Source organism: Devosia ginsengisoli (genome assembly GCF_007859655.1).
Classification (GTDB): domain Bacteria; phylum Pseudomonadota; class Alphaproteobacteria; order Rhizobiales; family Devosiaceae; genus Devosia; species Devosia ginsengisoli.
This window is the reverse complement of sequence record NZ_CP042304.1, coordinates 1,220,096-1,232,437: the sequence shown is the minus strand read 5'-3', so window position 1 is coordinate 1,232,437 and position 12,342 is coordinate 1,220,096. Positions and strand designations below refer to the sequence as shown.

Genomic DNA, 12,342 nt, shown 5'->3' with positions numbered 1-12,342 from the left:
GCCATGGCTTCCATCAAGGTCGACGGCCAGCTCGTCGAAGTTCCTGATTACTACACGCTGATGCAGGCAGCCGAGGCCGCCGGCGCGGAAATTCCGCGCTTCTGCTATCACGAGCGCCTGTCGGTGGCCGGCAATTGCCGCATGTGCCTGGTCGAAGTGAAGGGCGGTCCGCCCAAGCCGCAGGCGAGCTGCGCCATGTCGGTCAAGGACCTGCGTCCCGGCCCCAATGGCGAGCCGCCCGAAATGTTCACCAACACGCCGATGGTCAAGAAGGCCCGCGAAGGCGTGATGGAATTCCTGCTGATCAACCACCCGCTCGATTGCCCGATCTGCGATCAGGGCGGGGAATGCGACCTGCAGGACCAGGCCATGGCCTATGGCGTGGACAAGAACCGCTTTGCCGAGAACAAGCGCGCCGTCGAGGACAAGTATATTGGCCCACTGGTCAAGACCTCGATGAACCGCTGCATCCACTGCACGCGCTGCGTCCGTTTCACCACCGAAGTTGCCGGCATCGCCGAGATGGGCCTGCTGGGTCGCGGCGAGGATGCCGAGATCACCACCTATCTCGAGCAGGCGCTGACCAGCGAGCTGCAGGGCAATGTGATCGATCTTTGCCCGGTTGGCGCGCTGACCTCCAAGCCCTACGCCTTCAATGCCCGCCCGTGGGAGCTGGTGAAGACCGAGAGCGTCGATGTGATGGACGCCGTCGGCTCTGCCATCCGCGTCGATAGCCGCGGCCGTGAAGTGATGCGCATCCTGCCGCGCATCAACGAGGCCATCAACGAAGAGTGGATTTCCGACAAGACGCGCTTCATCTGGGACGGACTTAAGAGCCAGCGGCTCGACCGGCCTTACGTGCGCAAGTCTGGCAAGCTGCAGCCCGCAAGCTGGGAAGAAGCCCTGTCCGCTGTCGCCGCCCGTGTCAAGAAGGCCGGCAACAAGGTCGGCGCCATTGCCGGTGACCTGGCCGCCGTCGAGGAAATGTATGCGCTCAAGGCCCTGCTGGCCTCTGTCGGCTCGGGCATGACCGATGTGCGTCCGGCCATGTCGGGAATTGACCCGTCCATGCCGCGCTCGGCCTATATCTTCAATCCAACGATTGCTGGGATCGAGCAGGCCGACGCCATCCTCATCATCGGCGCCAATCCGCGCAAGGAAGCGTCGCTGGTCAATGCGCGCATCCGCAAGACCTGGCGCGCCAAGGGCCTGCCCATTGCCGTGGTCGGCGAGCGTGCGGACCTGACCTACGATTATGCCTATCTCGGCGAAGGCTTTGAGACCCTGGCCGAACTGGCCGCGGGCAAGGGCGACTTCGCCCAGATTCTCGCCAATGCCAAGAACCCGCTGATCATCGTTGGCGAGGCCGCGGTCTCCCATGCGAAGCTCGGCAAGCAGGTGGGCCGCGACACGATCGCGCTGGCCTCCAAGCTGGCCAGCGGCGCCAATGTTGCCGAAGGCTGGAACGGCTTTGCGCTGCTGCATAATGCGGCCAGCCGCGTGGGTGGCATCGACATCGGCTTCGTGCCGCATGATGGCGGTGTCTGCTCGGCCGACCAGATCGGTCTGGCCGGCAAGGGCGAGCTGGATGTGCTGTTCCTGCTCGGCGCCGACGAATACGACATGTCGGCCATGGGCAAGGCGTTCGTCGTCTATATCGGCAGCCATGGCGATGCCGGCGCACACCGCGCCGACGTCATACTGCCGGGTGCGACCTATACCGAGAAATCCGGCACTTACGTCAATACCGAGGGCCGCGTCCAGGTGACCAGCCGCGCCGTGTTCCCGCCAGGCGAGGCCAAGGAAGACTGGGCGATCGTCCGGGCTCTCAGCGGCGCCATTGGCAAGCCGCTGCCGTTCAATTCGCTGACGCAGCTGCGTGCGGCGATCTATGCCGAATTCCCGCATCTGGCGCGAATCGACCAGATCGCAACCGGTTCGGTCGGTGATGTGGCCAAGCTGGGCAAGGCCGCCATCAAGACCAAGTCGGCGCCGTTCGGCTCGGCCGTGACAGATTTCTATCTCAGCAATCCGATTGCCCGCGCGTCCGCCGTCATGGGCGAATGTGCCGCCATGGCAGCCGGCCTGCGGCAGGCAGCGGAGTAGGGGAGACCAATGGACTTTATTCTCTCCGCACTCGACTACCTGCTCGGCATTCCGGTCCTTGGCTGGGGTGTGCAGGTTGGGCTGATCTACAAGGCTCTGCTATTACTGGTGGGCCTTTTGATCTTCACCGCCTTCATCCTCTTGGCTGACCGCAAGATCTGGGCGGCCGTGCAGATTCGCCGTGGCCCCAACGTGGTTGGTCCGTTCGGCCTGTTGCAGAGCTTTGCCGACCTGCTGAAATTCGCGCTCAAGGAAGCCGTCATTCCCGGCGGCGCCGACAAGGTGCTGTTCCTGCTGGCGCCGTTGATCACCGCGACGCTGGCGCTGGCCGGCTGGGCCGTGATCCCGGTCGATGCGGGGCTGGCCATTGCCAATGTCAATCTCGGCATCCTCTACCTGCTCGCCATCTCGTCGCTCGGCGTCTATGGCGTGATCATCGGTGGCTGGGCGTCGAACTCGAAATATCCCTTCCTCGGCTCGCTCCGCTCGGCGGCGCAGATGGTGTCCTACGAAGTCTCCATCGGCCTCGTCATCATCACCGTGCTGCTCTGCGTGGGCTCGCTGAACCTTTCCGATATCGTGGTGGCGCAGCAGGAAATGGGCCTGGCCCATATGCTGGGCGTGCCGTGGCTGAGCTTCCTCAATTGGTTCTGGCTGCCGCTGTTCCCGATGTTCATCGTGTTCTACATCTCGGCTCTGGCCGAGACGAACCGGCCGCCTTTCGACCTGGTGGAAGGCGAATCCGAGCTGGTTGCCGGCTTCATGACCGAATATTCGGCCACGCCCTACCTGCTGTTCATGCTCGGCGAATACATCTCGATCCTGCTGATGTGCGCCATGACCACCGTGCTGTTCCTCGGTGGCTGGGCCTCGCCGATCGACCTGCCGCCCTTCACCTGGATTCCGGGTCTGGTCTGGTTCTTCATCAAGGTGAGCATGGTGTTCTTCATGATCGCCATGGCGAAGGCCATCGTGCCGCGCTATCGCTATGACCAGCTGATGCGCATCGGCTGGAAGCTGTTCCTGCCGCTGTCGCTGGCTATGGTCATCATTGTCGCTTTCGTGCTTCAGCTCACCGGCTGGGGCTGGCATGGAGGGATGGCCTGATGCGCGCCGCCCAGTTCGTCAATACGCTGCTGCTCACGGAGCTGGTGAAAGCCTTCTTCCTGACCATGCGCTATTTCTTCTCGCCCAAGCCGACCATCAACTACCCCTTTGAAAAGGGGCATGTGTCGCCTCGTTTCCGTGGCGAGCATGCGCTGCGCCGCTATCCCAATGGGGAAGAACGCTGCATTGCCTGCAAGCTGTGCGAAGCTATCTGCCCGGCCCAGGCCATTACCATCGAAGCCGGCCCGCGCCAGAATGACGGCACCCGCCGCACCGTGCGCTACGACATCGACATGGTGAAGTGCATCTATTGCGGCTTCTGCCAGGAAGCCTGCCCGGTCGATGCCATCGTCGAAGGTCCGAACTTCGAATTTGCAACCGAAACGCGTGAAGAGCTGTACTTCTCGAAAGAGAAGCTCCTCGCCAACGGCGACCGTTGGGAGCGCGAAATCGCGGCCAACCTCAGCGCCGACGCGCCGTATCGCTGAGAGGGAAGAGCATGACCCTTCCACTATTCTTCTTCTACCTGTTCTCGGCGGTTGCGATCGTCTCGGCCGTGATGGTCATTTCGGCACGCAATCCGGTGCATGCCGTGCTGTTCCTGATCCTGGCCTTCTTCAATGCCTCGGGCCTGTTCATGCTGGCCGGCGCCGAATTCCTGGCGCTGCTGCTGGTCGTGGTCTATGTTGGCGCCGTCGCCGTGCTGTTCCTGTTCGTCGTGATGATGCTCGACGTGGACTTCGCCTCGATGCGGCAGGGGTTCCTCCAATATGCGCCGGTTGGCGTCATTGTCGGCATCGTGCTGCTGCTCGAACTGCTGCTGCTGGCCGGCAGCTTCGTGATTTCGCCGGAAGTGGCGGGCGGTTCGGCACTGCCGATCGATGGCACGGTCGACAATATGCGGGCCATCGGGCAGGTGCTCTATACCCGTTACGTCTTCCTGTTCCAGGGTGCAGCTGCGGTGCTGCTGGTCGCCATGATCGGCGCCATCGTGCTGACCCTGAGGCACAAGAGCAACGTGAAGCGTCAGAATCCGGTCGACCAGGTCGCGCGCCGGCCTTCGGAAACGCTGGAAGTCGTCAAAGTCAAAAGCGGTCAAGGGTTGTAGGAGGCAGAAATGGGCTTGGGTATCGGGCTCGGTCACTACCTGACCGTAGCAGCAATCCTGTTCACGCTCGGCGTGTTCGGCATCTTCATCAACCGCAAGAACGTCATCGTCATCCTGATGTCGGTGGAATTGATCCTGCTGGCCGTGAACCTCAACATGGTAGCGTTCAGCGCGCAGCTCGGCGACCTGCAGGGGCAAATCTTCGCGCTGCTGATCCTCACCGTGGCTGCTGCCGAGGCCGCCATCGGCCTCGCCATCCTCGTAATCTTCTACCGCAACCGCGGCTCGATCGCGGTTGAAGACGTCAACATGATGAAGGGCTAAGAACCACCGCTATGATTCAAGCGATTGTTTTCCTGCCCCTTATCGGCGCGCTGATTGCGGGGCTGCTGGGCCGTACCATCGGGCACCGTCCGAGTGAGTATATCACCACGGGGCTGCTGCTGATTTCGGCTGTACTGAGCTGGGTCGTCTTCCTGCCGGTCGCCTTTGGTGGCGGGCTGGTGGGCGCCGAAGTCGATGGCCATACCGCGGTTCTCAAGGTCGAGGTGATGCGCTGGATCCAGGTCGGCGACATGGATCTGCGCTGGGTGCTGCGTGTCGATACGCTGACCGCCATCATGCTGGTCGTGGTCAACACCGTGTCGAGCCTGGTGCACGTCTATTCGATCGGCTACATGGCCGACGATCCGCATCGCAACCGGTTCTTCGCCTATCTCTCGCTCTTTACCTTCGCCATGCTGATGCTGGTGACGGCCGACAACTTCCTGCAGATGTTCTTCGGCTGGGAAGGCGTGGGCCTGGCGTCGTATCTGCTGATCGGCTTCTGGTACACCAAGCCTTCGGCCAATGCCGCGGCGATGAAGGCTTTCATCGTCAATCGTGTCGGCGACTTCGGCTTCGCGCTCGGCATTTTCGGCGCCTTCATGGTGCTGGGCCAGATCACGTTCGATGGTGCATTTGCCGCCGCGGGTGAATTTGCGACTACGGGCCTGCCGGTGATGCAGTTCCTGGGCTGGCAGTTCGATGCCATGACCGTGGTCTGCCTGCTGCTGTTCATGGGTGCTATGGGCAAGTCGGCGCAGTTCCTGCTGCATACCTGGCTGCCGGACGCCATGGAAGGCCCGACCCCGGTGTCGGCGCTGATCCATGCCGCGACCATGGTGACTGCCGGCGTCTTCATGGTGGCGCGCCTGTCGCCGCTGTTCGAGACCTCGCCTTTTGCCATGACCGTGGTTCTGGTCATCGGCGCGATCACCGCCTTCTTTGCGGCGACGGTGGGCCTGGTGCAGAACGACATCAAGCGTGTCATCGCCTATTCGACCTGCTCGCAGCTCGGCTACATGTTCGTGGCCCTGGGGGCAGGGGCCTATTCGGCGGGCATTTTCCACCTCTTCACGCACGCCTTCTTCAAGGCACTGCTGTTCCTGGGCGCCGGCGCGGTCATTCACGCCATGCATCATGAGCAGGACATGCGGAACATGGGGGGCCTGCGCAAGAAGATCCCGATCACCTATGCCATGATGCTCATCGGCACGCTGGCGCTGACCGGTGTCGGTATTCCCGGCTCGGAATTCCTGGGCTTTGCCGGCTTCTTCTCCAAGGACTCGATCATCGAGGCGGCCTATGCCGTCGGCGGCAATGCCGGTGCTTTCTCCTTCTGGCTGCTGGTCATCGCCGCGCTCTTCACGAGCTTCTACTCGTGGCGGCTGATCCACCTGACCTTCCATGGCGAGCCGCGTCCCGCCGCACGCGGTCATGACGACCATGCGGCGCATGACGATCATGGCCATGGTCATGGTTCGGCCTATGACCATGCGCATGAAGCGCCCAATGTGATGCTGGTGCCGCTCTATGTGCTGGCCGCCGGTGCGGTGCTGGCTGGCGCAGCGTTCTACGGCATGTTCTTCCACGACGTTGAGCATATCGAGCACTTCTTCGCCGGTGCCATCGTGGTGGATCACGAACTCATCGAAGCTGCCCACCACGTCCCGCTCTGGGCCAAGTGGAGCGCCACGATTGCGATGATCATCGGTTTCGTCGCCGCCTATGTCATGTATATCCGCCGGCCGGATATTCCGGGCAAGCTGGCGGCGCAGAATCCGGGGCTCTACCAGTTCCTGCTGAACAAGTGGTACTTCGACGAGCTCTATGACGCCATTTTCGTCAGGCCGGCTTTGTGGATCGGACGCGCCTTCTGGAAGGGTTTCGACGACTGGCTGATTGATGAAAAGATTTCCGAGGGCCTCGGCCGCAGGGTGCAGAACGTGACCTCCTGGGTCACCAGGCTCCAGTCGGGCTATGTCTATCATTATGCCTTCGCGATGCTGATCGGTGTCGCGGCGCTGCTGACCTGGGCCATTGCGGCCGGGGGACTGATCTGATGAACTTCTCCAATACGATCCTTTCAGTCCTCACCTGGTTGCCTCTCCTGGGCGCGGCGGTGCTGCTGTTCACGCCCAAGGCTTCGCTCAACGCCATCCGCTGGATAGCGCTCATCGTCACCGTCATCACCTTCGTGCTGTCGCTGGCCATGTGGCAGAGCTTCGATCCGTCCAACCCGGGCTTCCAGTTCGTGGTCAATTACGCCTGGATCGGCGACAGCATCGGTTACCGCGTGGGCGTTGACGGCATTTCGGTGCTGTTTGTGGTGCTGACGGCGCTGCTGATGCCCTTCACCATCCTGGCGAGCTGGGAAGTCGACAAGCGCGTCAAGGAATACATGATCGTATTCCTGGTGCTGGAAACACTGATGATCGGCGTGTTCACCACGCTCGATCTGGCGATGTTCTATGTCTTCTTCGAAGGCACGCTGCTGCCGATGTTCCTCATCATCGGCATCTGGGGCGGTTCCGCCCGTATCCAGGCCAGCTACAAGTTCTTCTTCTATACGTTCACCGGCTCGGTGCTGATGCTGCTGGCCATCATGGCCATGTTCTGGAGCGGCGGCACGACCGATATCGTCAAGCTCCTGGCGCATGACTTCCCCAAGTCCTGGCAGCCCTGGCTGTGGTGGGCTTTCTTTGCCTCGCTGGCCGTCAAGATGCCGATGTGGCCGTTCCACCGCTGGCTGCCGGAAGCGCACGTACAGGCGCCGACGGCCGGTTCGGTGATCCTGGCGGCAATTCTGCTCAAGCTGGGCGGCTATGGCTTCCTGCGCTTCAGCCTGCCGATGTTCCCGGATGCGTCGCTGCAGTTCGCCAACATCATCTTCTTCCTTTCCGTCGCCGCCATCATCGTGACCTCACTGGTCGCGCTGGTGCAGACCGACATGAAGAAGCTGATCGCCTATTCCTCCGTGGCCCATATGGGTTTCGTGACCATGGGTATCTTTGCCGGCAATGCGCTGGGCATCCAGGGTGCGCTGTTCCAGATGATTTCGCACGGTATCGTGTCGGGCGCGCTCTTCCTCTGCGTCGGCGTCATCTATGACCGTATGCATACCCGCGATATCGCGGCCTATGGCGGTCTGGTCGAGCGCATGCCGCGCTACGCCTTTGCCTTCATGGTGTTCACCATGGCCAATGTCGGCCTGCCCGGCACGTCGGGCTTTGTCGGCGAATTCCTGACCATGATCGGCGTGTTCCAGGTCAATACCTGGGTTGCTTTCGGCGCGGCCTTTGGCGTGATCCTTTCGGCCGGCTATGCGCTGTGGCTCTATCGCCGGATCATTTTCGGCGCCCTGACCAAGGACAGCCTCAAGGGCATTCTCGATCTCGACCTGCGCGAGAAGGTCGTGCTCTACCCGCTGATCGTGCTGACCATTGTGTTCGGCTTCTATCCGGCGCCAATCCTCGATACGACGGCCGCGGCCGTCGATAATCTGGTGTCGCATTATGCCAGTGCCGTTGGCCTCGATCCGGCCGTGTCGCTGGCCGATGCGCAGGCGCCGCTTGTCCATGCTGAACCGGTTGCTGCCGCAGAGCCGGCCGCGGCCGAGCCTGCTGCCCACTAGGAGAGTCCCGTGAACTCAGACGTTATCGATTTCGCGAGCCTGGCTCCCGCCTATCCGGAAATGCTTCTGGCCCTGGGCGCCATCGTTCTGCTGGTCATTGGCGTGGTGATCAACAAGGAGCGCTCGGTCCTTGTGTCCTATGGCGCCGTGCTGCTGCTGCTCGTCACGGCTGCGCTGATCCTGTTCGCGCCGGCCGAGGGCGTGCTGTTCAACGGCGTCTTCATCGGCGACAGCTTTGCGCGCTTCATGAAGGTGCTGGTGCTGGGTGGCTCGGCTTTTTCGCTGCTGCTCGCCCTGCCGCGCGCCGAGGAACACGGCACGCACAAATACGAATATGCGATCCTGGTCGTGCTGGCGACGCTGGGCATGCTGGCCATGGTGTCGGCCAATGACCTGATGAGCCTCTATGTCGGGCTCGAACTGCAATCGCTGGCGCTGTACGTGCTCGCTGCCATCAAGCGCGATGACGGCAAGGCGACCGAAGCAGGCCTCAAATATTTTGTGCTGGGTGCGCTGAGCTCGGGCATCCTGCTCTATGGCGCCTCACTGATCTACGGCTTTACCGGTCATACCAACCTGCAGGAAATCGTGCTGGCCATTGCCAGCGAGGGGCGTTCGATCGGCCTGATCTTCGGCGTGGTGTTCCTGCTTGCCGGCGTCGCCTTCAAAATCTCGGCCGTGCCGTTCCATATGTGGACCCCCGACGTTTACGAAGGTGCACCGACCCCGGTGACCGCCTTCTTCGCCACGGCCCCCAAGGTGGCGGCCATGGCGCTGATGGTGCGCTTGGTGATGGATACGTTCCAGGGCATTGCGCATGACTGGCAGCAGATCATCATCTTCCTGTCCATCGCTTCAATGGTGCTGGGGGCCTTTGCGGCTATCGGCCAGAAATCGATCAAGCGCCTGATCGCCTATTCCTCGATCGGCCATGTGGGCTTTGCACTGGTCGGCCTGTCGTCGGGTACACAGGTGGGCGTTGAAGGCGTCGCCATCTACATGGCCATCTATGTCGCCATGACGGTGGGGCTGTTCGCCTGTATCCTGTCGCTGCGCACCGAGGCCGGCTATGTCGAGAATATCAGCGACCTGGCCGGGGCCGCGCAGGCTCGCCCGTTCGTTGCCGCGATCATGGCCATCGTCATGTTCTCGCTGATCGGCATGCCGCCGCTGGCCGGGTTCTTTGCCAAGTGGCACGCTTTCCTCGCCGCTATCGACGCGCAGCTTTATGTGCTGGCGGTCATTGGCGTGCTGGCCTCGGCCGTCAGTGCCTTCTACTACCTGCGTATCGTCAAGATCATGTATTTCGATGAGCCGGTTGCCAGGTTCGATGCCGTGCCGGGCGAGCTCAATATCATCATGGGCGTGGCCGGTTTTCTGCTCGTCACCTATTATTTCACCGTCGGCAGTCCCTTGGCCAGTTTTGCCCATACTGCTGCCGGAAGCCTGTTCTAGGTGACGGATTTTGCCCTCGGGCCCATGGCGCGCGCAGCCGGCTACCGGCTGCGGGGCTATGACAGTATAGGCTCGACCAATTCCGAGGCCATCGAGGCCGCCACTGCCGGCGATCTTGGCGGCATCTGGTTTGCGGCGCGCCAGCAGACAGCGGGCAGGGGCCGGCGCGGCCGGCAGTGGGAAAGTCCCCATGGCAACCTTGCCGCGACGCTGCTGATTGTTCCCGAGGCCGATCCTACTCTGGCGGCGACGCTGGGTTTTGTGGCAGGCGTCTCCTTGAACCGCGCTTTGTCGGCCATATTGCCCGGTGGGCTGGTCAAGATCGGCATCGATGGGGCCGATGCGCTGGAGGGCAAATCCCGCATCGCGCTCAAATGGCCCAACGACGTTCTGGCCGATGGCGCCAAGCTGGCCGGCATATTGCTCGAAGCCAGCAAGCTGCCCGATGGCCGCCATGCCATAGCGATCGGCTTTGGTGTCAACGTCGTCGCAGCACCGGAGGGCCTGCCTTATCCCGCGACGAGCCTCGCCGATCTCGGCGTCAGCCTGAGCGCAGAGGATGTATTCGAGGCATTGGGCGATGCCTGGGTCGAAACCTTTGGCCTGTGGAATGACGGCCGGGGCATTGGCGACGTCCTGAAACATTGGCGCGCTTCGGCCGCCGGAATTGGCGCACCGGTCGCGGTCAACCAGAACGGCGATGTGCTGCGCGGAATTTTTGAAACCATCGACGACGCGGGGCGACTGATCGTCCGCGCCGAAGACAATCGCCGCATCGCGATCACAGCGGGCGACGTGCATTTTGGGGCAACGGCCAGCGCCCGAAGCTGACCACAACAACGCGCGCGACCGGCGACCAATGATCGATCCGGCGTTGCGCTCGAAAGGACTGAACTGACCCATGGCTAAAAACCAAAGGGATGAACTCGTCTTCGTGCCGCTTGGCGGCGTCGGCGAGATCGGCATGAATATGGGCGCCTACGGCTTCGGGCCGGAACGCTCGCGCAAGTGGATCGTGGTCGACTGCGGCGTGACTTTCGGTGGCCCGGACCTCCCGGGCATCGAGCTGATCATGGCCAATCCCGAATTCCTCGAGGAACGCGCGGACGATATTCTCGGCCTGATCCTCACCCACTCCCACGAAGACCATTATGGCGCCGTGCTCGACCTCTGGCCGGGCTTTGAAAAGCCGGTCTTCTGCACGCCGTTTACGGCTGCAATGCTGGCGGCCAAGCGGGCAGGGGACGGCATTGTCGAGAATGTCGATGTCACCATCATGCGCCCAGGCAAGCCGTTTTCGGTGGGCCCATTCACCATCGAGGCGATCAATGTCGCGCATTCGATCCCCGAATCCAATGCCCTGCTGATAACGACGCCGATCGGCCGGGTATTGCATACCGGCGACTGGAAGCTGGATCCGACGCCGGTCAGCAATGCCCCGACCGACGTGGCGCGGCTGCAGAAGATCGGCGAGGACACATCGACCCCGCTGGCGCTGATCTGCGACTCCACAAATGCGCTCAAGGATGGCGAAAGCCCCAGCGAAGCCGATGTCGCCGCCAACCTGGCCGCCATGATCGCCGAGGCGCCCAATCGCGTGGCCGTCACCACTTTCGCCTCCAATGTCGGCCGCGTGGTCTCCATTGTCCGGGCCGCCGAAAAGGCGGGCAGGCAGGTGGTCATGTCGGGTCGCTCGCTGCACCGGATCATGGGCATCGCCAAGGAACTCGGCATGCTCGAAGGCCTGCCGCCGTTGCTCGACCAGGATGCCTACAAGACCATCGCGCGTAACAAGATCGTGCTGATCTGCACCGGCAGTCAGGGCGAGGCGCGCGCCGCCATCGCCCGTATCGCGCGCGGCGACCATCCGGTGATCGACCTTAATGCCGGCGATCGCATGATTTTCTCGTCCTGGGCCATTCCGGGCAACGAACGCGAAGTCATCGACATCCAGAACCGGCTGATCGACAAGGGCGTGGAAGTCATTACCCAGAATGACGGATTGGTGCATGTGACCGGCCATCCGCGTCGCGACGAGCTGCGTAAGCTCTATTCCTGGGTGAAGCCGGAAGTGCTGGTGCCGGTGCATGGCGAGGCCGTGCATCTGGAAGCCCATGCCAAGCTGGGTCGCGATTCCGGCATTCCCACAGTCTGCGAAGCGCGCAATGGCGACCTGGTGCGGCTGTTCCCCGAGCCGATGGCTTTCCCGTCGGAAGTGCGCACGGGCGAACTCTATCTCGATGGCCTGGTGCTGTGCACGCCCGAGGAATCCGGCGTCAAAGGCCGCCGCCGGCTGTCCTTTGGCGGGCATGTCGTGGTCAGCCTCTGCGTGAATGGTGGCGGCCAGGTCGTGTCGGGCCCCGATCTCGTGATCGAGGGGCTGCCGGAGACCGAGGACGAGTCGCTGGGTGAACTGGTGGAGGACACTGTTGCCGGCGTGCTCAAATCCATGCCGCCCAAGCGCCGCAGCGATACCGAAGTGCTGAACTCGGCCCTGTTCAAGGCGATCCGCAACGAGGTCAACGCCTATTGGGGACGCAAGCCCAACGTTTCGGTGTTCGTGCATCGGGTCTGAGTGCACGACGGCTGCGGCAATAGGAAACGGTCATCC

The 12,342-nt window shown here is 62.3% G+C and carries 10 protein-coding genes; all 10 read left to right on the top strand.

Features of this window, described 5'->3' with window-relative positions; translation table 11 throughout:
- Positions 1-3: 3 nt before the first annotated feature.
- Positions 4-2,106: an NADH-quinone oxidoreductase subunit NuoG gene (gene nuoG, locus FPZ08_RS05965; protein WP_146289132.1), complete on the top strand. Its 2,103-nt coding sequence runs from the start codon at positions 4-6 to the stop codon at positions 2,104-2,106.
- A 9-nt stretch (positions 2,107-2,115) separates the two neighbouring features.
- Positions 2,116-3,213 carry an NADH-quinone oxidoreductase subunit NuoH gene (nuoH, locus tag FPZ08_RS05960; RefSeq protein ID WP_146289131.1) on the top strand — a complete coding sequence of 366 codons (1,098 nt, stop codon included), beginning with the start codon at positions 2,116-2,118 and terminating at the stop codon, positions 3,211-3,213.
- Positions 3,213-3,701, top strand: a complete 489-nt coding sequence (nuoI, locus tag FPZ08_RS05955) for an NADH-quinone oxidoreductase subunit NuoI (RefSeq protein ID WP_046170135.1) — start codon at positions 3,213-3,215, stop codon at positions 3,699-3,701. Before nuoH ends, nuoI begins: the two co-directional genes overlap by 1 nt.
- An 11-nt stretch (positions 3,702-3,712) precedes the next feature.
- Positions 3,713-4,321 (top strand): NADH-quinone oxidoreductase subunit J, encoded by a 609-nt coding sequence (locus FPZ08_RS05950; RefSeq protein WP_146289130.1) that lies wholly within the window; start codon positions 3,713-3,715, stop codon positions 4,319-4,321.
- Between the two features lie 15 nt (positions 4,322-4,336).
- The gene (gene nuoK / locus FPZ08_RS05945) at positions 4,337-4,645 is read left to right on the top strand and encodes an NADH-quinone oxidoreductase subunit NuoK (protein ID WP_146292965.1); all 309 of its coding nucleotides are present in this window, start codon (positions 4,337-4,339) and stop codon (positions 4,643-4,645) included.
- An 11-nt stretch (positions 4,646-4,656) separates the two neighbouring features.
- The gene (gene nuoL, locus FPZ08_RS05940; protein ID WP_146289129.1) at positions 4,657-6,705 is read left to right on the top strand and encodes an NADH-quinone oxidoreductase subunit L; all 2,049 of its coding nucleotides are present in this window, start codon (positions 4,657-4,659) and stop codon (positions 6,703-6,705) included.
- The gene (locus tag FPZ08_RS05935) at positions 6,705-8,276 is read left to right on the top strand and encodes an NADH-quinone oxidoreductase subunit M (protein WP_146289128.1); all 1,572 of its coding nucleotides are present in this window, start codon (positions 6,705-6,707) and stop codon (positions 8,274-8,276) included. Before nuoL ends, FPZ08_RS05935 begins: the two co-directional genes overlap by 1 nt.
- A 9-nt stretch (positions 8,277-8,285) precedes the next feature.
- Positions 8,286-9,731: an NADH-quinone oxidoreductase subunit NuoN gene (nuoN, locus tag FPZ08_RS05930; protein ID WP_146289127.1), complete on the top strand. Its 1,446-nt coding sequence runs from the start codon at positions 8,286-8,288 to the stop codon at positions 9,729-9,731.
- On the top strand, positions 9,732-10,562 hold the full coding sequence (locus FPZ08_RS05925) for a biotin--[acetyl-CoA-carboxylase] ligase (RefSeq protein ID WP_425457572.1): 831 nt from the start codon (positions 9,732-9,734) through the stop codon (positions 10,560-10,562).
- A 70-nt stretch (positions 10,563-10,632) separates the two neighbouring features.
- Positions 10,633-12,306, top strand: coding sequence for a ribonuclease J (locus tag FPZ08_RS05920; protein WP_146289126.1), 1,674 nt, complete (start codon positions 10,633-10,635; stop codon positions 12,304-12,306).
- The last annotated feature ends 36 nt before the right edge of the window (positions 12,307-12,342 follow it).

What these genes read in the sequence shown, in the direction of transcription:
- nuoG (WP_146289132.1), top strand. Translation starts at nt 4, where the DNA reads ATGGCTTCCATCAAGGTCGACGGCCAGCTCGTCGAAGTTCCTGATTAC.
- nuoH (WP_146289131.1), top strand. Translation starts at nt 2,116, where the DNA reads ATGGACTTTATTCTCTCCGCACTCGACTACCTGCTCGGCATTCCGGTC.
- nuoI (WP_046170135.1), top strand. Translation starts at nt 3,213, where the DNA reads ATGCGCGCCGCCCAGTTCGTCAATACGCTGCTGCTCACGGAGCTGGTG.
- FPZ08_RS05950 (WP_146289130.1), top strand. Translation starts at nt 3,713, where the DNA reads ATGACCCTTCCACTATTCTTCTTCTACCTGTTCTCGGCGGTTGCGATC.
- nuoL (WP_146289129.1), top strand. Translation starts at nt 4,657, where the DNA reads ATGATTCAAGCGATTGTTTTCCTGCCCCTTATCGGCGCGCTGATTGCG.
- FPZ08_RS05935 (WP_146289128.1), top strand. Translation starts at nt 6,705, where the DNA reads ATGAACTTCTCCAATACGATCCTTTCAGTCCTCACCTGGTTGCCTCTC.
- FPZ08_RS05920 (WP_146289126.1), top strand. Translation starts at nt 10,633, where the DNA reads ATGGCTAAAAACCAAAGGGATGAACTCGTCTTCGTGCCGCTTGGCGGC.